This is a genomic window from Streptomyces sp. NPDC001663 (assembly GCF_042893105.1).
Taxonomy (GTDB): domain Bacteria; phylum Actinomycetota; class Actinomycetes; order Streptomycetales; family Streptomycetaceae; genus Streptomyces.
The window spans coordinates 272,134-292,449 of record NZ_JBIAUR010000006.1 but is presented as its reverse complement, the minus strand read 5'-3'; the positions used below and the strand labels follow the sequence as shown (position 1 = coordinate 292,449).

The 20,316-nt window shown below is 71.7% G+C and carries 17 protein-coding genes; 3 read left to right on the top strand and 14 right to left on the bottom strand.

The annotated features are described in order from the left end of the window. Positions 1-139: 139 nt before the first annotated feature. The 4 genes from ACFY1L_RS21110 to ACFY1L_RS21095 all read right to left on the bottom strand — a co-directional run bounded on the left by ACFY1L_RS21110 (position 140) and on the right by ACFY1L_RS21095 (position 3,576). Positions 140-1,300: an NAD(P)/FAD-dependent oxidoreductase gene (locus tag ACFY1L_RS21110; protein ID WP_388826136.1), complete on the bottom strand. Its 1,161-nt coding sequence runs from the start codon at positions 1,298-1,300 to the stop codon at positions 140-142. Continuing rightward, a complete protein-coding gene (locus tag ACFY1L_RS21105) occupies positions 1,297-1,659 on the bottom strand; it encodes a bifunctional 3-phenylpropionate/cinnamic acid dioxygenase ferredoxin subunit (protein ID WP_361271847.1) in 363 nt (120 codons plus the stop codon). The genes ACFY1L_RS21110 and ACFY1L_RS21105 overlap by 4 nt, the downstream gene beginning before the upstream one ends. A gap of 202 nt (positions 1,660-1,861) precedes the next feature. Next, on the bottom strand, positions 1,862-2,491 hold the full coding sequence (locus ACFY1L_RS21100; RefSeq protein ID WP_388826133.1) for an MBL fold metallo-hydrolase: 630 nt from the start codon (positions 2,489-2,491) through the stop codon (positions 1,862-1,864). Further along, entirely contained in the window at positions 2,491-3,576 is a 1,086-nt protein-coding gene (locus ACFY1L_RS21095) for an S-(hydroxymethyl)mycothiol dehydrogenase (protein WP_388826130.1), read from the bottom strand. Before ACFY1L_RS21095 ends, ACFY1L_RS21100 begins: the two co-directional genes overlap by 1 nt. 186 nt (positions 3,577-3,762) lie before the next feature. On the opposite strand from ACFY1L_RS21095, the gene ACFY1L_RS21090 reads away from it, so the two are divergent. Then, a complete protein-coding gene (locus ACFY1L_RS21090; RefSeq protein WP_388826127.1) occupies positions 3,763-4,395 on the top strand; it encodes a TetR/AcrR family transcriptional regulator in 633 nt (210 codons plus the stop codon). Beyond that, positions 4,392-5,180: a 2-keto-4-pentenoate hydratase gene (locus tag ACFY1L_RS21085; protein ID WP_388826124.1), complete on the top strand. Its 789-nt coding sequence runs from the start codon at positions 4,392-4,394 to the stop codon at positions 5,178-5,180. The genes ACFY1L_RS21090 and ACFY1L_RS21085 overlap by 4 nt, the downstream gene beginning before the upstream one ends. Positions 5,181-5,243: 63 nt before the next feature. Here ACFY1L_RS21085 and ACFY1L_RS21080 read toward each other — a convergent pair whose 3' ends face one another. The 3 genes from ACFY1L_RS21080 to ACFY1L_RS21070 all read right to left on the bottom strand — a co-directional run bounded on the left by ACFY1L_RS21080 (position 5,244) and on the right by ACFY1L_RS21070 (position 11,337). Then, a complete protein-coding gene (locus ACFY1L_RS21080; protein ID WP_388826121.1) occupies positions 5,244-8,618 on the bottom strand; it encodes a pyruvate carboxylase in 3,375 nt (1,124 codons plus the stop codon). Positions 8,619-8,761: 143 nt separating this feature from the next. Then, entirely contained in the window at positions 8,762-9,214 is a 453-nt protein-coding gene (locus ACFY1L_RS21075) for a (2Fe-2S)-binding protein (RefSeq protein WP_388826118.1), read from the bottom strand. Positions 9,215-9,261: 47 nt separating this feature from the next. After that, positions 9,262-11,337, bottom strand: a complete 2,076-nt coding sequence (locus ACFY1L_RS21070; RefSeq protein ID WP_388826912.1) for a molybdopterin cofactor-binding domain-containing protein — start codon at positions 11,335-11,337, stop codon at positions 9,262-9,264. A gap of 284 nt (positions 11,338-11,621) precedes the next feature. On the opposite strand from ACFY1L_RS21070, the gene ACFY1L_RS21065 reads away from it, so the two are divergent. Next, entirely contained in the window at positions 11,622-12,887 is a 1,266-nt protein-coding gene (locus ACFY1L_RS21065) for a YhgE/Pip domain-containing protein (protein ID WP_388826115.1), read from the top strand. A gap of 49 nt (positions 12,888-12,936) precedes the next feature. Here ACFY1L_RS21065 and ACFY1L_RS21060 read toward each other — a convergent pair whose 3' ends face one another. Genes ACFY1L_RS21060 through ACFY1L_RS21030 form a run of 7 tightly spaced genes read right to left on the bottom strand, consistent with a single transcriptional unit; the run spans position 12,937 to position 20,316 of the window. Continuing rightward, positions 12,937-13,734: a hypothetical protein gene (locus tag ACFY1L_RS21060; protein ID WP_388826910.1), complete on the bottom strand. Its 798-nt coding sequence runs from the start codon at positions 13,732-13,734 to the stop codon at positions 12,937-12,939. After that, positions 13,731-14,876, bottom strand: coding sequence for a galactonate dehydratase (dgoD, locus tag ACFY1L_RS21055; protein WP_388826112.1), 1,146 nt, complete (start codon positions 14,874-14,876; stop codon positions 13,731-13,733). The genes ACFY1L_RS21060 and dgoD overlap by 4 nt, the downstream gene beginning before the upstream one ends. Continuing rightward, a complete protein-coding gene (locus tag ACFY1L_RS21050; RefSeq protein ID WP_388826110.1) occupies positions 14,873-15,610 on the bottom strand; it encodes a FadR/GntR family transcriptional regulator in 738 nt (245 codons plus the stop codon). The genes dgoD and ACFY1L_RS21050 overlap by 4 nt, the downstream gene beginning before the upstream one ends. A gap of 37 nt (positions 15,611-15,647) precedes the next feature. Next, on the bottom strand, positions 15,648-16,418 hold the full coding sequence (locus tag ACFY1L_RS21045; protein WP_388826107.1) for an SDR family NAD(P)-dependent oxidoreductase: 771 nt from the start codon (positions 16,416-16,418) through the stop codon (positions 15,648-15,650). Positions 16,419-16,469: 51 nt separating this feature from the next. After that, positions 16,470-18,533, bottom strand: coding sequence for an alpha-galactosidase (locus tag ACFY1L_RS21040; protein WP_388826104.1), 2,064 nt, complete (start codon positions 18,531-18,533; stop codon positions 16,470-16,472). Continuing rightward, on the bottom strand, positions 18,533-19,381 hold the full coding sequence (locus ACFY1L_RS21035; RefSeq protein ID WP_388826100.1) for a carbohydrate ABC transporter permease: 849 nt from the start codon (positions 19,379-19,381) through the stop codon (positions 18,533-18,535). The genes ACFY1L_RS21040 and ACFY1L_RS21035 overlap by 1 nt, the downstream gene beginning before the upstream one ends. Beyond that, on the bottom strand, positions 19,381-20,316 hold the full coding sequence (locus ACFY1L_RS21030) for a carbohydrate ABC transporter permease (protein WP_388826097.1): 936 nt from the start codon (positions 20,314-20,316) through the stop codon (positions 19,381-19,383). The genes ACFY1L_RS21035 and ACFY1L_RS21030 overlap by 1 nt, the downstream gene beginning before the upstream one ends.

Here is a 20,316-nt window from a genome sequence, read left to right as displayed (position 1 = left end):
GCGCCGGGAAGAGCGACTCCGGACGGCGTTGGGACGGTGCGCTCGGATGGCGCGCCGCTTTGGTGCTCATTACGAGTTGTTCATTACGCAACGCTGCGTGCTATATGCAACCGCAGCATGAAACGCCGCTCGGGCGGTGTCAAGACATGGCGGCGAGCTGCTTGCGCCAGCGGGTGAACAGCCGCGGCTGGTTCATCCCGAGCACGGCGACCGGGTTCCCGGCACGCCGGTAGACGGCGAGGACGTTGCGGTCGTCCGCGGCGCCCTCCTCGACCGTCACACTGTCGGCGCCGGCCGCATGACCGGCGAACTGGATCTTCACGCCGTACTGGTCGGACCAGAAGTACGGCGGCCGGGGCACGCCCGGTTCCACCGCGCCGCCCGCGAGCAGCGTGGCGATCGCGGCGTCGGGGCGCTCGCGCGCACCGGTCCAGTGCTCGACGCGGCGGTGCGCGCCGGCCCGGGGGTCGTACCAGTTGGCGCAGTCGCCGACCGCGACCACGCCGGCCAGGCTGGTGCGGCCGTCTGCGCCGCACTTGACGCCGTTGTCGAGCGTGACGCCGGAGCCTTCCAGCCACTCGACGCACGGGCTGGCACCCACGCCGACGACGACGATGTCGGCAGGGACGCTGCGGCCGTCCTCCATCAGGACGGCGTCGACGCGGGTCTCCCCGCTCAGCCCCTTGACGCCGACACCGCACAACAGCCGTACGCCGTGGTCGGCATGGAGTCCGGAGACGACGGCGCCCATGACCTCGCCCAGGGGCCCGGCGAGTGGTGTCGGGGCGGCCTCGATCACCGTCACGTCCAGCCCCAGGGCGTACGCCGTGGAGGCGACCTCGGCGCCGATGAAGCCGCCGCCGATCACCACCAGCCGTCCGCCGCGGACGAGTTCGTCGCGCAGGGCGCGGGCGTCGTCCAGGGTGCGCAGGGTGTGCACGCCGGCCAGGCCGTCGGAGCCGGGCAGTGCGCGGGCGGCGGCGCCGGTGGCGATGACGATGCCGTCGGCGTGGACCTCCCGCCCGTCACCGAGCCGGACGGCGCGGGCCGTGCGGTCGAGGCCGGTGGCGCGGGTGCCGAGCAGCCACTCGGCGCCCAGGTCCTCGTCGTCCGTCTCCAGCACGAGATCCGCTTCGCCGAGCGTGCCGGCCAGGAACTCCTTGGACAACGGGGGCCTGTCGTACGGCCGGTGGATCTCGTCGCCGATGACGACGAGCCGCCCGTCGTACCCCTGCTTGCGCAGCGAGCGCGCCGCCGAGAGACCGGCCAGCGAGGCGCCGACCACGGCCACCGTCCTCACGCGGGACCTCCGGCGAGCCGGGAGGCGATGCAGGGCGGCAGGTTGGGGGCGTCGGTGGACACCTGGACGTAGATCATGCCGTCCTCGACGACGACCTCGTGGGTGCGGACCGGGAGCTTGGCCGGCGGGGCGTCCACGGCACCGGTGCGCAGGTCGAACTTCGAGGCGTGCAGCGGGCATTCCACCTCGCAGCCCTCCAGCCAGCCGTCGGCGAGCGAGGCGTCCTGGTGGGTGCAGGTGTCGTCGATGGCGAAGAGCTCGCCGTCGTCGGTGTGGAACACCGAGACCGGCGGGTCGATGTCGAGCCGGAAGGCCTCACCTCGCGGAAGATCCACGAGTCGGCACGCGGGAATCATCATGACACCTCGGTGCGTATAGCGAAACGGATTGCGGTAAGCGCAACGTCAGTTTGAGGTCGGCCCAGAACCCTTGTCAAGGAGTTCCCGTGGGCCGGATGACCCCTGCCCGTTGTTGCCTGTCATGCAACTAGCAGCACTATGAGCAACGCGGTCAGGGCAGGGGTCGGCACCGGCTTGCGGTGCCTTGGAGCAGGTCGGGAGGTCAGTGACCCCGTTCGATCCACTCCTGGAGGTGCGGGGACTCGGCGGCGATCCTGGTCGTCTCCCCGTGACCGGTGTGCACAACGGTGTCACCGGGCAGCGTCAGCAGCTTGTCCCGGATCGAGTCGATGATGGTGGGGAAGTGGCTGTACGACCGTCCTGTGGCCCCCGGGCCGCCCGAGAAGAGGGTGTCCCCGCTGAAGAGCGCCGTCAGCGCGGGCGCGTACAGGCAGACCGCGCCGGGGGCGTGGCCGGGGGTGTGCAGCACGGTCAGTTCGACCCCCGCCACCGTGAGGACCTGCCCGTCGGTCAGTTCGCCGTCGGGCGCCCGGTCGGGGTGGGTCTGCTTCCACAGCGGCAGATCGTCGCCGTGCAGCAGGATCGGGGCCCCGGTGCGCGCCGCGAGCTCGGGCGCCGCGTCGATGTGGTCGTTGTGGGCGTGGGTGCACACGATGGCCCGCAGGGTGCGGCCGCCGAGGGCCTCCGCGATCGTCTCCGCATCGTGCGCGGCGTCGATGACGATGACCTCGTGGTCGTCGCCGACGACCCACACGTTGTTGTCCACGTCCCAGGTGCCGCCGTCGAGGGAGAACGTCCCCGAGGTGACGAGATGTTCGATGCGCGCGGTCATCAGAGCACCACCACCGAGCGCAGCACGTCGCCGCCGTGCATCCGCTCGAAGGCCTTCTCGACGTCGTCCAGCGCGATGGTCTCGGTGACGAAGGCGTCCAGGTCCAGGCGGCCCTGGAGGTAGAGGTCGATGAGCATCGGGAAGTCCCGGGAGGGCAGGCAGTCGCCGTACCAGGACGACTTCAGCGCCCCGCCGCGACCGAAGACGTCCAGCAGCGGCAGTTCGAGCTTCATCTCCGGAGTCGGCACCCCGACCAGGACGACGGTGCCGGCCAGGTCGCGGGCGTAGAAGGCCTGCTTGTAGGTTTCCGGGCGGCCGACCGCCTCGATGACGACGTCCGCGCCGAAGCCGCCGGTCAGCTCACGGATCGCTTCCACCGCATCCGTCTCACGCGAGTTGACGGTGTGGGTCGCGCCCAGCCTGCGGGCGGTGGCCAGCTTCCGGTCGTCGATGTCCACCGCGATGATCTTCGCCGCGCCCGCCAGGTTCGAGCCGACGATCGCCGCATCGCCGACACCGCCGCAGCCGAGGACCGCCACGCTGTCACCGCGCCCGACGTTGCCGGTGTTGATGGCGGCGCCGATGCCCGCCATCACCCCGCAGCCGAGCAGACCGGCGGCCGCCGCCGAGGCGGCCCGGTCGACCTTGGTGCACTGCCCGGCCGCGACCAGCGTCTTCTCCGCGAACGCGCCGATGCCCAGCGCCGGGGACAGCTCGGTGCCGTCCAGCAGGGTCATCTTCTGCTTGGCGTTGTGGGTGTTGAAGCAGTACCAAGGCCGCCCGCGCAGACAGGCCCGGCACTGCCCGCACACCGCACGCCAGTTGAGGATCACGAAGTCACCGGGGGCCACGTCCGTGACCCCCTCCCCCACGGATTCCACGACGCCGGCCGCCTCGTGGCCGAGCAGGAAGGGGAAGTCGTCGTTGATGCCGCCCTCGCGATAGTGCAGATCGGTGTGACAGACCCCGCAGGCCTCGATCTTCACCAGCGCCTCCCCCGGTCCGGGGTCGGGCACGACGATCGTTTCCAGGCTGACGGGGGCACCCTTGCCCTTCGCGACGACAGCACGGACCTGGTGAGCCATGGCCACTCCTCGGCTTGCTACGAGTACTGATGGTGCGAGCACTGATTCGTAAGTTGCTCATTACGGCACACATCTCATGTGTCGCAACACAGCATCCTGGAGGGCCGAGCGGGGGTCAAGGAGTCCGCCGCCGCTTGCTGCAGCGCTTGCTGTAGCGTCTACTCCAATTGGAGGAAGGTGGATCGCATGACCGGGCCGCAGACCACGCGCAAGAAGCGGGCGAACGGGGTGGAGTCGCGGCAGCGGATTCTCGATGCCACGGTCGAGATCGCGGGCGAGCGCGGGTACGAGGGCACGTCGATCGCGGCGGTCAGCGCCAAGTGCGGACTTCCTGCCAGCTCCATCTACTGGCACTTCAAGGACAAGGACGACCTGATCGCCGCAGTCATCGAGCGCAGCTTCGACACCTGGCTCACGGCGGTCGTGCTCCCGGACGAGGAAACCGGCACCCCGCTGGAGCGGGCCACCGCCATGGCGGCCAACGTGGCGAAGTCACTGGTCGACGCACCGGACTTCCTGCGCCTCGGCCTCATGCTCGCCCTGGAGCGGCGGCCGACGGAACCCCGCGGCCGGACGGTGTTCCTCCAGGTCCGCGACATCGCCTCGCGGAAGATCTCCGAAGTGATCGGCGGCCTGTTCCCCGACCTGGAAGACGCAGCCGTACACACCCTCACGGCCTACGCCGTGGCCGGCGCCGACGGCCTGTTCGTGCACCGGGAGATCAACGGCGACGCCGTCGACCTGGTGGCGTTGTTCGAACTGCACGCCCGGTCGGTGCACGATGCGGCGGCCCGTATGGCGGCAGGGGGCAAGGCATGACCCTGAGCGCGCAGGACCGCGCGCATGCGGCCCGGCTGCTGCGCGAGGCCGAGCACCACGTGGCCCCGATCGATCCGCTGTCGGCCCTGCTGCCCGGCCTCGACCTGGCCGACGCGTACGCCGTGCAGCAGGACAACGTCGCCCGCCGCCTCGCCGACGGCGCGACCGTCGTCGGCCACAAGGTCGGGCTGACCTCGGCGGCGATGCAGCAGCTGCTCGGGGTGCGCGAGCCCGACTTCGGTCATCTGCTGGACGACATGGTCCACCGCGACGGAGGCGTCGTCCTCGCCGCGCACTACTGCCGGCCGCGCATCGAGCCGGAGATCTGCTTCCGTCTCGCCCGGCCCCTGCGCGGTCCGGACGTGACCGTCGAGGAGGTCCTCGACGCCACCGAAGCGGTCGCGCCCGCCCTGGAGATCGTCGACAGCCGTATCCGCGACTGGCAGATCACCCTCGTCGACACCGTCGCCGACAACGCCAGCTCAGCCGGACTCGTCCACGGCCCCTGGACCCCTCTGGCCGACGCGCCCGACCTCGCCGCCGTCCGCGCCGACCTGCTCGTCGACGGCGAGCCCGTCGCGTCGGGCAGCGGGCGCGAGGTGCTGGGCCATCCGGCCGCCGCGGTCGCCTGGCTGGCCAACGCCCTCGCCGAGTTCGGCACCGCCCTGGAGCCCGGTCACCTGGTGCTACCCGGGGCCATGACCACCGCCCCCTTCGTCATCGCGGGCCAGAAGATCGAGGCACGCTTCGGCGGCCTCGGCCCGGTGTCGGTGACGTTCGTCTGAAGGCCCGGACGCGGGAGGGGGCGACGGACAACCGCCACCCCCTCCCGCCGCGTTCCCGCCAGGTCACCCGATCTCGACCAGCAGGTCACCACCCTCCACCTGCTGGATCCGGTTGATGGCCAGGCGGTTGACCCGTCCCGCCTTCGTGGCGGTGATCGCCGCCTCCATCTTCATCGCCTCGATGGTGGCCACCGTCGCCCCGGCGTCCACCTCGTCGCCCTCGGCGACCGCGAGGGTGACGACGCCGGCGAACGGTGCCGCGACATGGCCGGGGTTGGTGCGGTCGGCCTTCTCGGTCACCGGCACGTCGGAGGCCGCCGCCTTGTCCCGGACCTGAATGGGCCGGAGCTGGCCGTTCAGGGTGGACATCACGGTGCGCATGCCGCGCTCGTCGGCCTCGCCGACCGCCTCCAGCCCCATCAGGAGCCGCACGCCGGGTTCGAGGTCGACGGCGTACTCCTTGCCCGGGCGCAGCCCGTAGAAGAAGTCCTTGCTGTCGAGCACGCTGGTGTCGCCGAAGGCCTGGCGGTGGGTGTCGTACTCGCGGGTCGGGGCCGGGAACAGCAGGCGGTTGAGGGTCGCGCGCGGCTCCTTCGACAGGCCCTCGCGGTCCTCCGTCGTCAGCTCCTGCACGGGCTTGGCGTCGGCCCGGCCCTCGAGTGCCTTGGTACGGAAGGGCTCCGGCCAGCCGCCGGGCGGGGTGCCCAGTTCGCCGCGCAGGAAGCCGATGACCGAGTCCGGGATGTCGTACCGGTTGGGCGCCGCCTCGAAGTCCTCCGGCGTGACCCCGGCGCCGACGAGGTGCAGGGCGAGATCGCCGACCACCTTGGACGACGGGGTGACCTTGACGAGGCGGCCGAGGATGCGGTCGGCGGCCGCGTAGAGGTTCTCGATGTCCTCGAAGCGGTCACCGAGGCCGAGCGCGACGGCCTGGGTGCGCAGGTTGGAGAGCTGGCCGCCGGGGATCTCGTGGTGGTAGACGCGCCCAGTCGGGGAGGCGAGGCCCGCCTCGAAGGGGGCGTAGATCCTGCGGACACTCTCCCAGTACGGCTCCAGGTCGCCGACGGCCTGGAGGTCGAGGCCGGTGGGCCGCTCGGAGTGGTCGGTCGCGGCGACGATGGCCGACAGGGAGGGCTGCGAGGTCGTGCCGGCCATCGAGGCGACCGCGCCGTCCACCGCGTCCGCGCCGGCCTGGATGGCGGCCAGGTAGGTGCCCAGCTGGCCGCCCGCCGTGTCGTGGGTGTGCAGGTGGACGGGGAGGTCGAACTCCCGCCGCAGCGCCGACACGAGCTTCGCGGCGGCCGGGGCGCGCAGCAGGCCCGCCATGTCCTTCACGGCCAGGACGTGGGCGCCCGCCTCGACGATCTGCTCGGCCAGCCGGAGGTAGTAATCCAGCGTGTACAGGCGCTCGTTCGGGTCGGACAGGTCCGAGGTGTAGCAGAGGGCGACCTCGGCGATCGCGGTGCCCGTCTCGCGCACGGCGTCGATGGCGGGGCGCATCTGGCCGACGTCGTTGAGGGCGTCGAAGATGCGGAAGATGTCGATACCGGTGGCGGCGGCCTCCTGTACGAAGGCGTCGGTCACCTCGGTCGGGTACGGGGTGTAGCCGACGGTGTTGCGGCCGCGCAGCAGCATCTGGAGGCAGATGTTGGGGACGGCCTCGCGCAGGGCGGCCAGCCGCTCCCACGGGTCCTCGGCGAGGAAGCGCAGCGCGACGTCGTAGGTGGCGCCGCCCCAGCACTCCAGGGACAGCAGCTCGGGCAGGGTGCGTGCCACCACCGGGGCGACGGCCAGCAGGTCCTTGGTGCGCACCCGGGTGGCCAGCAGCGACTGGTGGGCGTCGCGGAACGTGGTGTCGGTGATGCCGATGGTCGGCGACTCGCGCAGCCAGCGGGCGAAGCCCTCGGGGCCGAGTTCGACGAGCCGCTGCCGGGAGCCCGCGGCGGGTTCACCGGCGGGCAGCGGCGGCAGCTTGGTGCTCGGGTCGATCAGCTCGGGGCGTTCGCCGTGCGGCTTGTTCACGGTGACGTCGGCGAGGTAGGTCAGCAGCTTGGTGCCGCGGTCCGCGGAGGAGCGGGCGGTCAGCAGGTGCGGGCGCTCTTCGATGAAGGACGTCGTGACGCGCCCTGCCTGGAAGTCCGGGTCGTCCAACACGGCTTGCAGGAAGGGGATGTTGGTGGCCACACCGCGGATGCGGAACTCGGCCACCGCACGCCGGGCCCGCCCGATCGCGGCCTTGAAGTCCCGCCCCCGGCAGGTGAGTTTGACCAGCATCGAGTCGAAGTGCGCGCTGATCTCCGTACCCGCGTGGGTCGTTCCGCCGTCGAGCCGGATGCCCGAGCCGCCCGGCGAACGGTAGGCGCTGATGCGGCCGGTGTCCGGGCGGAAGCCGTTGGCCGGGTCCTCGGTGGTGATACGGCACTGCAGGGCCGCGCCGTGCAGCTTCACCGTCTCCTGGGAGAGCCCGAGGTCGGCCAGCGTCTCGCCGGAGGCGATGCGCAGCTGGGCCTGGACGAGGTCGACGTCGGTGACCTCCTCGGTGACCGTGTGCTCGACCTGGATGCGCGGGTTCATCTCGATGAAGACGTGGTTGCCGTCGCGGTCGAGCAGGAACTCCACGGTGCCCGCGTTGCGGTAGCCGATCTCGCGGGCGAAGCGGACGGCGTCGGCACAGATGCGGTCGCGCAGCTCCGGGTCGAGGTTGGGCGCGGGGGCGAGCTCGATGACCTTCTGGTGGCGGCGCTGGAGCGAACAGTCGCGCTCGAAGAGGTGGATGACGTTGCCCTCGCCGTCGGCGAGGATCTGCACCTCGATGTGGCGGGGGTCGACGACGGCCTTCTCCAGGAAGACGGTCGGGTCACCGAACGCGGAGGCGGCCTCGCGGGAGGCGGCCTCGATGGACTCGCGCAGCACGGCCGGGTCCTCGACCCGGCGCATACCGCGCCCGCCGCCGCCCGCGACCGCCTTCACGAACACCGGGAAGCCGATCTCCTCGGCGGCGCGGACCAGTTCGTCGACGTCGTTGGAGGGCTCGGAGGAGCCGAGTACCGGTACGCCGGCCGCGCGGGCGGCGGCCACGGCACGGGCCTTGTTGCCGGTCAGCTCCAGGGTGTGCGCGCTGGGCCCGACGAAGGTGATGCCCGCTTCCTCGCAGGCCTTGGCCAGCTCGGGGTTCTCGGAAAGGAAGCCGTAGCCCGGGTAGACGGCGTCCGCGCCGGCCTTGCGCGCCGCGCGGACGATCTCCTCGACCGACAGATACGCCCGCACCGGATGCCCGGGCTGGCCGATCTCGTACGCCTCGTCCGCTTTGAGCCGGTGCAGCGAGTTGCGGTCCTCGTGCGGAAAGACGGCGACCGTCCTCGCGCCCAGTTCATAGCCGGCGCGAAATGCCCTGATCGCGATCTCACCGCGGTTGGCGACCAGCACCTTGCGGAACATCGCCGCTCCCTTCAGCCTGCCGAGATGACGTCCCCCATGGTGTCGGTGACATGCCTTTCTGGCCATGTGAGCCGGGCCACTCATTGCGCGTGTCGGGTCACGGAGTGCGGTCGGCGGCCCTCTTCATGGCGTCGCCGCCGTCCTTACGGCTTCGCGGCCTTCTTTATGGCTTCGCGGATACGGGAGTAGGTGCCGCAGCGGCAGACGTTCTCGATGGCGTCGATGTCGGCGTCGGTGGGTTCGGACGTCTTCTTCAGCAGGGCCGCGGCGGCCATGATCTGCCCGGGCTGGCAGAAGCCGCACTGCGAGACGTCGCAGTCGATCCAGGCCTGCTGCACGGGGTGCAGGGTGTCGCCGTCGGCCAGGCCCTCGATGGTGGTGACCTTGCGGTCCGCGCAGTCCTTGACCTTGACGACGCAGGGCTGGATCTCCGCGCCGTCGAGATGACTCGTACAGGCACGGCAGACGCCGACGCCGCAGCCGTACTTGGGGCCGGTGACGTGCAGCAGGTCGCGCAGCACCCACAGCAGCGGCATGTCGGCCGGGGCGTCGACGGTGACCGGCTCGCCGTTGAGGACGAAGGAGTAGGAGGGCATCGGTACCTTCTCGAAGGCTGATCCGGCGGCGGTCAGAAGTGGGACGGTCAGAAACTGAGCGGGAAGCGGCGCGGCTTGGTGCCGGTCGCCCGGGCGTAGGCGTTGGCGACGGCTCCGGAGGCGGCCGGCACACCGAGTTCACCGGCCCCGCCGGGCTCCCCCTTGGACGGCATGATGTGCGCCTCGAAGTGCAGCGGGGCGTTGCGCTGGCGGGCCCAGTGGAAGTCGGCGAAGCTGCCCTCGCGCACGGCGCCCCGGTCGATGTGCAGCCCGGCGCTCAGCACGGTCGAGATCCCGTCGATCGAGGTGCCCATCAGCTGCGCCTCGAGCCCGCGCGGGTTCACGGCGGTGCCGACGTCGGCCGCCATCACCACCTTGGTGACCCGCGGATTCTTCGGATCGCTGGCGTCGATCTCCACCAGACAGGCCACACACGACCCGTACTCCTCGTGCACGGCGACACCCTGCCCGTGCCCGTCGGGCATCGCCCGGCCCCAGCCCCCGGCCTCGGCGACCTTGTCGAGTACGGCCTTGACGGCCTTGCTCCGCAGCGTCGTACGGCGGAACGCGACCGGGTCCTTGCCCAGGCTCCGCGCCACCTCGTCGACCATGATCTCCTCGGCGGTCCGCGTCGTCCCGGAGTCCACCGACCGCCAGGCGCCCAGCGGCATCGCGAGGTCGACACCGCCCGAATCGCCGGACAGGCGGCCGAAGTTGTAGAGGCCGGAGTCGCTGGGCAAGGGCGCGGACACCGGTCGTACGAAGGACGCCTGGCTCGCGGTGCCGCTCTTGCCGTACGACTCGCTCACCGAGGCCGTCGCATGGGCGAAGGCGACCACCCGGCCGTCCGCGTGGCTGGCCCGGATCCTGTGGTGGCTGGCGGGGCGCATCCGGCCGTGCCGTGTGTCGTCGTTACGGCTCCACATCAGCTTGACCGGCCGCTTCGCCGCCTTGGAGATCAGGGCGGCCTCGATCGCGGCGTCGAAGTTCAGCCGCCGCCCGAACGAGCCGCCGCCCCGCAGCACATGGACCTTGACCTTGGAGGCCCGCAGCCCGGTGGCCGAGGCGATGCTGTCGCGTGCGTCCGTCGGCGTCTGGGAGGAGAACCAGATCTCGGCCCTGTCGGCGCGTACGTCCGCGACCGCGGTCAGCACCTCCATCGGGGCATGGCTCACGAAGGCGAACTCGAACTCGCCCTCCACCTGCGCCGATCCACGCGGCGGCGACCCCAGGGAGGGCACGGCCGCCCGCAGCCGGGAGCGGATCTTCGCGTCGGACAGCGAGACCAGCGGCCCCGGCGCCCACTTGATCTTCAGGGCGTCGCGCGCGTTGAAGGCGTGGTGGAAGGTCTCGGCCACGACGGCGACCCCGCCGGGGACCCGGACGACGGCGTGCACGCCCGGCATCGCGCGGGCGGCCCGATCGTCGACCGTGACGACCTTCCCGCCGATCGTCGGCGGCCGGGCCACCACGGTCGGGCCGGCCCCGGCCGCGGAGAGGTCTCCGGTGTACTTCGCCTTGCCGGTGACGATGTCCCGGGCGTCGATGCGGTTCGCGGGCCGGCCGATCACCTTGTGCTTGGACGCCGGTTTGGGCTTGGCGGACACGGCCGTACGGCGGATCTTGGCGGCGCTCGCGCTCAGCGAGCCGAAGGTGGCGGTACGGCCGTCCGGGGCGATCACCATGGTGTTCCTGGTGCGCAGGGACCAGGCGGGCACGTGCCAGCGCCTCGCGGCGGCGGTGACCAGCCGGGCGCGGGCGGTCGCGGCCAGCTGCCGGGCGGGGCCGTACAGCGAACTGACCGAATTGGAGCCGCCGGTGTACTGGTTGCCCTTGGTGCGGGCGTCGGCGAGGGGGATGTCGACGTCGGCGAGGCGCGCGTCCAGCTCCTCGGCGATCATCATGGCGACGGCGGTCGTGATGCCCTGGCCGACCTCGACCCGCGGCAGCCGTACGACGATCTTGTTCGCCTCGGTGACCTCCAGGACGAGCATCTCGTCGTCGGCGCCGGTCACCAGCACGTCGGAGGCGGCCCGGGTGGGCTCGCTGCCCTGCGCCTTCGAGGTGTCGCAGGCGAGCGGGGCTGCGACCGTGAGCGTGGACGCGGCCAGGGAGTAGACCATGAACCGGCGGCGGGAGACCGCGTGCCGTGCCGTCGCCCCGCCCGGGGCCGGGCCGGTGCCGGCGGCGGGGGACTCGATGCCGTCCAACGGACGCTCCTCTCGTGGGTCGCACCTGATATGAGGCAACGGTGGCCCTGTGGGTTCCCTGATAACCCGGGTCGCGCAGTCCAGTTCAGGCCTGTCGCGCGCGGCCTGTCCTCTTTGGGGCCCTCTGCTCCGTACGCTCGGGGTGCGCACAGGAGCCGTCCGGTAGTCGCCCCCGTCCCGACAACCTACGGAGAACCATGGCCGACGCCAGCCCCCAGGCCCGAGCCGTCACGTTGCTGGGCCACCCCAAGCTGTGGCTCATGCCCACCGTCCTGACCGGACTGCTCGCCTTCCTGCTGGCCCTGCTCTACATGGGCGGCATCGTCAACCCACAGGGCGATCTGCACCGTCTGCCGATCGCTCTGGTCAATGGGGACACCGGCAAGCCGCCGGCCGGGCAGAAGCAGAACGCGGGCACGCAGATCGCCGCCGCCATCACCTCCGACACCTCGAGCGAGAAGGCCGAGTGGCGCACGCTCAGCCTCGCGCAGGCCCAGGACGAGCTCGACTCCGGCAAGGTCTACGGCGCCCTGGTCATCCCCGCCGACTTCACGGACTCGATCACCGCGCTCACCACGACCGGGGCCACCGCCCGGCCGACGATGACGGTGCTCACCAACCCCGGCAAGGGCAGCCTGGGTTCGTCCCTCGCCAGCCAGATCACGACAGCGGCCGCGCACCAGGCCTCGCAGAGCCTCGGCAAACAGCTCACCGCGGCCGTGGGAACGCAGGCGAACTCCACCACCAAACTGCTGCTGGCCGACCCGGTGAACGTCGTCACCCAGGTCGGGCACCCCATCGGCAGCCACAGCGGCCTCGGGCTGAGCGCCTTCTACTACACGCTGCTGCTCGTGCTGGCCGGCTTCATGGGCGGCAACGTCATCAGCAACGCCGTCGACACCTCCCTCGGCTACGCCGACACCGAGATCGGCCCCTGGCACACCCGCCGCCCCACCGTGCCGATCACCCGCACGCAGACGCTGCTGCTGAACATGGGGATGACCGCGGGCATCACGGTCGTCAGCGTCTCCCTGGTCATGCTGGCCACCATCACCATCCTGGGCATGGACGCCACCCACATCCCGCTGCTGTGGATCTACTCCTACTGCGCGGCCCTCGCCGTGGGCCTGGGCGTGCAGGCCATCAACGCGGCCTTCGGCGGAATCGGCCAGCTGATCTCCATGTTCGTGTTCATCGTCCTGGGCCTGCCATCCTCCGGCGCCACCGTCCCGCTCCAGGCCGTCCCCGGCTTCTACCGCTTCCTGTCCCACTTCGAGCCCATGCGCCAACTCAGCGACGGCGTCCGCGCCATCCTCTACTTCGACGCCCGCGGCGACGCAGGCCTCACCCGCTCCTGGATCATGATCGCGATCGGCGCGGCGCTCGCCCTCCTCTTCGGATTCGCGATGACCAGGTACTACGACCGCAAGGGCCACAAACGCCTGACGCCGCAGCCCGCTTGAGATGCGGACGCCGGGCGCCACGACCTGCGAGGGACAGGTACAGCCGGTTTCAGGGACAGCTGCACTCGGCGGTCACAATGAGCCGCCAGCGCACCTCCCCGGACGCCGGCACCCGGGCGGCGTCGCCCGGGCCCGCCTCCGCCAGGTCGAAGACGCGGCCGAGCATCGGCTCGACGCCCGTACTGCGATAGGCGTCCGTCGCCGGGAAGCCGCCGAGGTTGCGCCACAGGGCGATCGACCGCGGCGGTCCGTCGGCTTCGAGGGCGAAGGACAGGCGGTCGGGGTCGTCGTGGACGCAGGCGCGGGAGGCGTCGACGACCGCCCCGATCGCGGTGCCGTCGTCCGGTCCGAAGCGGTCCAGCCGCACTCCCCGGGGTGCGGGCCAACTGCCCTCCGCCCATGGGCCGTTCGCCGACGGGTACAGACGGGCGTCCGCGGCCTCGGGCAGCTGCAGGGTCGCCCGCCGGGAGAGGTCGAGCAGGGCGTGTGCGGCCCAGACGAACCGGAAGCCCGGGTCGGCCGTCAGAACGTAGTCGACCCGAGCACCGTCGTGGATGGTCCGGGTCAGCGAGAAACGGTCGCAGTCCACGCTCTGCGTGCCGTCCCGCTCGCTCGTCCAGACCCGCGACCAGGCATCCCCGTGGTCCGGTGTGCCGCGGACCGTCGGCACGCACTCCTCCAGGCCACCCGCGTCCACGAAGGCGTCCCCCGGCGCGACGTCCGCCCGCCCGACGCCGTCCCGACGCCACAGCCACTCGCGCCCGTCCGCCCGCAGCGAGGTCCAACGCCCGCCGTGCGCAGGGTCGGTGACGATCTCCAGCGACGGCAGCCCCGACCCCACCGTCACCACTCCGCGAACGAACCGTCGGCGTGCCGCCACACCGGATTGCGCCAGGCATGACCGGTGCGGTCGGCGGCACGCACGGCCGCCTCGTCGACCTCGATGCCCAGTCCGGGGGCGTCGCCGCGGGGCGCGTGCCCGTCCACGAATCGGAAGGGCTCGGGGTCGACGACGTACGAGAGCAGATCGGCACCCTTGTTGTAGTGGATGCCCCGGCTCTGCTCCTGGATCAGGAAGTTGGGTGTGGCGAACGCGACTTGGAGGCTCGCGGCCAGCGCGATCGGACCGAGCGGGCAGTGCGGGGCGAGCTGGGCGCCGTAGGTCTCGGCGAGCGAGGCGATGCGGTGCACCTCGGAGATGCCGCCGGCGTGCGAGAGGTCGGGCTGGGCGACGGCGACGCCGGCGGCGAGGACGGGCAGGAACTCGGCGCGCGAGTAGAGGCGTTCGCCGGTGGCGAGCGGTACGGAGGTCGAGGTGACCAGGCCCGGCAGCAGATGGCTCTGCTCGGGGACGACCGGCTCCTCGACGAACAGCGGGTGCAGCGGGGCGAGTTCGGCGAGGACCCGGCGGGAGGCGGCGGCGCTGAAGCGGCCGTGGAAGTCGACGGCGACGTCACGGTCCGGGCCCAGGGCCTCGCGGGCGGCGGCCACGCGGGCGACGACGGCCGCGGTCTCGGCGGCGGTGGCGACCGGCGAGGTGGCTCCGGCGCCGTTCATCTTCACCGCCGTGAAGCCGGCCTCCACCTGCGCGGCGATCTGCTCGCCGAGCTCGGCGGGTTCGTCACCGCCGACCCAGGCATAGACCCGGACCCGGTCGCGCACGGGACCGCCCAGCAGGGCGTGCACGGGAGCGCCGTACGTCTTGCCGGCGATGTCCCACAGGGCCTGGTCGAGCCCGGCGACGGCGCTGGAGAGGATCGGGCCGCCGCGGTAGAAGCCGCCCTTGGTGAGGACCTGCCAGTGGTCCTGGATGCGCAGCGGGTCCTGGCCGACGAGGTACTCGGCGAGGACGTCGACGGCGGCCCGGACGACCTCGGCGCGGCCCTCGACGACCGGCTCGCCCCAGCCGACCACTCCCTCGTCGGTCTCCACGCGGCAGAACAGCCAGCGCGGCGGGACCAGGAAGGTTTCGATACGGGTGATCTTCACTGGGCGGGAGTGCCTTCCGTGTCGTCGGCGGTGCCGATCCGGTCCAGGTCGCGGCCGGCCTGGTCGAGCAGGGCCCGCATGGCGGCCTCCGCGGCCAGCGGGTCCTGGCCGCGCACGGCGTCCAGGACGGCGCGGTGGGCCGGTATCGGGTCCTCGCTGTGCGGGGAGCTGTGCACGATGCGGTCCCGATGGGCGAGGCCGGACTCGATCACCATCTCCATGCGTTCGAGGAGTTCGTTGTGGGTGGCGGCGAGCAGGGCACGGTGGAAGGCGAGGTCGGCCTCGACTGCGTGGGCGGCTCCGGCGTCCTGCTCCCCCATCGCCGCGATGGCGCCGTCGAGGGCGGCGAGGTCGGCGTCGGTGCGCCGCTCGGCGGCGAGGCGGACGGCGGCCGGCTCGATGATGGCGCGCACCTCGGCCAGGTTCTGCAGCAGCGCCCGGTCGGCCTCGCCGGTACGGCCGCCCTCGAACTGCCAGCGCAGCACGTCGGCGTCGAGCAGGTTCCAGTCGGCCCGGGAGCGGACGAAGGTGCCGCGCTTCTGCCGGGCGTCGACCATCCCCTTGGCGGCGAGCACCTTGAGGGACTCGCGCAGGGCGGTCAGGCTCACGTCCAGCTCGCTCTGCAGCGCCACCAGGTCGAGCGTGGCCCCCTCGGGGATGTCACCGCCCAGGATGCGGCGCGCGAGGGCTTCCACGGTCTGGCCGTGCACGCCGCGGCTGGCGTAGGGGGTCATGTCGTACAGCCTTTCTTCTGTTTGACGGTGGGCGCGCTCATGCGGAGGCCTTCACGACGCTCCAGCCGCCGTCCACGACGAGGCTCGTCCCGGTGATGTAGGAAGCCTCGTCGGCGGCGAGGAATGCGATGGCCGCGGCGACCTCCTCGGGCGTGCCGAAGCGCCGTGCGGCGGTCTCGGCGACGCTCCTCTCCCGCTCCTCGGACGGCACCCTGTCCCAGGCCGCGGTCAGGATCGGCCCCGGTACGACCGCGTTGACGCGCACCTCGGGCCCGTACTCGACGGCGAGCTGACCGCACAGGGAGAGCAGGGCGCCCTTGGCGGCGGCGTACGCGGGATGCCCGGGGATGCCCATGTGGGCGTGCACGGAGGAGGTCAGCACCACCGCGCCCCGCCGTTCCCGCAGATCGGGCAGCGCCGCACGGAAGCCGAGGAAGCTGCCGGTCAGGTTCACGTCGAGCTGCCGCTGCCACGACGGCAGGGTCATCTCGTGCGCGGGCCTGACGTCGACGGTGAAGGCGTTGCTGACCAGGACGTCCACCGGCCCGAAGGCGTGCGCGGCGGCGACGACCAGCGCCCAGTCCGCCTCGACCGCGACATCGGCGGCCACGAACCGGGCCCGGCCGCCGTCCTTGCCGATCCGCTCCGCCACGGCCTCGCCCCGCTCCTCGGCGACGTCGGCGAGCACGACGGCGGCTCCCTCCTCGGCGAGACGTGCGGCGGTCGCGGCTCCGATGCCGGAGGCCGCTCCGGTGACCACGGCCGTGCGGCCGGTGAAACGGGCGCCGTGTCGTGCGGGCTGGTCCATCGTGGGGTTCGACTCCTTCGCGGGAAAGGGCTTGCTCGAAACATAAGGGGCTCACTCACGTCTCAGCACGACGAGGTCGGCGTCGTGCTCGGCACTCCAGGCGAACGGGAGCCCGTAGTGGAGCAGATGGGCCCCGCTGTACGACGTCCCGCTCGCCGTGTCGCGGTAGCGCGCCGCCGGGTCGAGTCCCCGCAGCCGCAGTCGGTCCGGCCGACCCGGCACCAGGGGGGCGCCGTCGAGCCGGCCGGTGCTCAGTGCGGCGACGACGGTGCGCTCGCCGGCGTCGTACTGCACGCCGCAGGTCGGGTCCTGCGGGGTGCCGAGGAGCCGGGCCTCTCCATGGTGGATGACCTCCCGCACCTCCTTGTACCGCGCGATCCAGCGGGCGGCCTCGGCCCGTTGCTCCGGCGACCACGCACGCAGGTCGGCACCGACACCCAGCACCCCGCACATGGCGTTGACGAAGCGGAAGGCGAGGCTGCGCGGGCGCGGGTCGAAGACGCCGGGGGCGTCGGTGACCCAGGAGCTCATCACGTGCGGGGCGTGCGCGTGCAGGAAGCCGTACTGGACGGACAGCCGGTCCAGCGGGGCGGTGTTGTCGCTGGGCCACACGACGTCGGTGCGGGCGAGGGTCGCATGCTCGATCCGCCCGCCGCCGCCCGCGCAGCCCTCGACCGTGACGTCGGGGTGGGCGGTGCGCAGGTGGTCGAGGACGCGCAGGTAGCCGGTGACGTGCTGCGCGTCCAAGTCCAGGCGGTCGGCGGGCCCGGCGCCGGGGCGGCCGCGTTCGGTGGGCGGCCGGTTCATGTCCCACTTCAGGTAGCTGATGTTGTACGCGCCGAGCAGCCGGTCGAGCGTGCCGATGACGAAGTCCTGGACGTCGGTCCGCCCCAGGTCGAGCAGCAGCTGGTTGCGGACCAGGCGGGCAGGGCGGTCGTCGATCCGGTAGACCCACTCGGGGTGTTCGGCGTACAGCCGGCTGCCGGGGCTCACCGCCTCGGGTTCGATCCAGAGGCCGAAGTCCAGTCCCAACGCCCTTACGTCCTCGACGAATTGACCGAAGCCCTGCGGGAAGGCCGCCGGATCCGGGTACCAGTCGCCCAGTCCCCCGGTGTCGTCGGCCCGCCCGGTGAACCAGCCGTCGTCCACCACGAACAGCTCGGCCCCGATGTCGGCGGCCGTCTTGGCCAGCTCCAGCTGCCCGGCGGCTTCGACGTCGAAGCCGGTGGCCTCCCAGGAGTTGTAGAGCACCTTACGGGGGCGGTGCAGCCGGTCGCCGGCGAGGTGACGCTGGTAGCGGTGCCAGACGCGGGAGAGCCCGTCGAGGCCGTCCGGGCTGAAGGCGCAGGCCAGGCGGGGGGTGATGAGGGTTTCGCCGGGTGCGAGGAGCACGGCACCCTCGTGCGGGACGCGCCCGGCACGCACGCGCACGGATACGCCCGGCTCCGCCTCCGCCGTGATGTGCCAGTTGCCCGGCCACTCGAGGGCGATACCGAAGGCGGCCTCTTCGTCCTGCACGGCGAGCCAGGGCGCGTACGCGTGTCCGGGCGCGCCCTGGAGACTGCCGATGCTGAACGTGCCCCGGGACAGGTCGAGTTGGGTGCGCTGGAACTCCTGTGACCACTGTCCGGCGAGGTACGTGAGCCGGGCCGCCGCACCGCTCACCGGGATGTTCACGGCGCCGGAGTCGAACCGCTCCAGCCGCAGCTCCTCCCTCGCGGTGTGCTCGATCCAGCGGAGGATCACGTCCGTGCCCGGCACGGTCTCGTAGCAGAGGACCGTACGGAGACCGAGCACGTCATCGGCGAAGGCGAGCCGCAGCACCCCTTCACCCTCCTCCGCGCCGTCGAACTCCCACCACACGCCCCGCTCCTCGCCCGGACGTGCCGCCACCAGCTCGGCTCCGGTGAACGGCCGCAACCCGTACGGCAGATACTCGGCGGGGGCGGCGTCGGCGGGCGTGATGAAGTGGGTGCGCCGGGACCAGTCGAGGGCGGAGGGGCCGTGTTCGACGCCGATCGGGCCCCAGGCATCCAGTTCCGCCCACGGGCCGTCCGGGGAGAGGCGCACCGTGTAGCTCGTGTGCTCGGTGCGCAAGGTCCAGCGTTCGTACATCACTTGACGGCTCCCAGGTTGAGGCCGGCCACGAAGTGCCGCTGGAAGCGCAGGAAGACGGCGACCGTGGGCGCGGCGGCGATGACCGATCCGGCGGCGATCACGTTCCACATGGACACGTACTGGCCCTGAAGTCCGATGAGCGCGGCGGTGATCGGCATCTTGGTGTCGCTGCGCAGGACGGTGATCGCCCACAGCAGGTCGTTGAAGATCCAGGTGAAGGACAGGGCGCTGAGGGCGGCCAGGGCCGGGCGGGTCAGCGGGAGGATGATCCGCCAGAAGATCTGCCAGGGACCGGCGCCGTCGACGACCGCCGCCTGCTGGATCTCCACCGGGATCCCCCGCATGAAGCCGTGCAGCACGAACACGTAGAAGCCGACGCCGAAGCCGATCTGCACGCCGATCAGTGCGGGCAGGGTGTCGTAGACGCCCATCAGCTCGCTGAGCTTCGACACCGGGATGAGCAGGATCTGCGGTGGGAGCAGGTTCCCGCCGAGCATGAGGAGCAACAGGGCGCGACGGAAGGGGAGTTCGTAGCGGCTCAGGGCGAAGGCGGCCATCGCGGCGAGCACGAGGGTGACCAGGACGCAGGGCACCGTGACGATCAGGCTGTTGATCAGGGCGCGCTGCTGGCCGCCGTCGACCCAGGCCTGACTGAAGTTGGACAGCGTGAAGGAGTGCGGCCAACTGCCCAGTCCGTGGGCGGCGATGTCGTCGAAGGAACGCAGGCTGGTCACCAGGACCAGGGCGATGGGCAGCAGCCACAGGACGGCCAGCGCGCCGGCACTCAGATGGAATCCGGCGGTCGCGGCCCGCTTGCGGCGCAGTGCCGTGGAGTCGGCGGACATCAGTCTGCCTCCCTGAACGCGCGGACGAGGTAGGAGGCGATGACTCCGAAGGCGAGCACGAAGATGACGACGGCCAGGGCGGAGCCGTAGCCAAGTCGCAGGGACTGGAAGGCGGTTGAGTACATGTACGTGCTCAGCAGCTCGGACGAGTGATAGGGGCCGCCACGGGTCAGCGACCAGACGACGTCGAAGGAGCGCAGCGAGTCGATGATGATGACCGACACAACGACCGCGTTGACGCTGCGGAGTTGGGGCAAGGTGACGTGCCGAAAACGCTGCCAGGCGCTCGCGCCGTCGACCTTGGCCGCCTCGTACAGGGCCGGGTCGATGCCCTTGAGGCCGGCCAGGTAGAGGACCATGACGTAGCCGATCTGCCGCCACAGGGCGGGCACGATCACCGCGTACAGGGCGGTGTCCTGGTCGGCGAGCCAGGCGTGCCGGAGGCTGTCCAGGCCTACGGATCCCAGGAGTTGGTTGAGGACACCGTCCGGCTGGTAGATCGCCTGCCAGACGAGGGCCGTGGCGACCAGCGAGAACACGACGGGCAGGAACAGGGCCGCCCGGTAGAAGCCGACACCGCGCCGCTCCTGCTGGAGCAGCAGCGCGACGGCGAGACCCAGCACCGCGGACAGGCCGCCGAAAAGAACCAGCCAGAGGACCGTGTGGCCGGCCGCACTGCGGAAGACGTCGTCGTGCGCCATCTCCCGGAAGTTGCCCAGGCCGATGAACTGGGGTGCCGAGACACCGTCCCACTTGGTGAGGGCCAGGTAGAAGCCCTGCAGGGCGGGCCAGAAGACCCACACGGACTCGGCGAGCAGCGGGACCAGGACGAAGGCCAGGACCAGGGGTGGGGTGCGCCGGGGGCCCCGGCCCCGACCGCCACGGGACGGCGTCGGGACCGGGAGCTTTTGGTGAGGGGCGGTCAGGACGGCCAT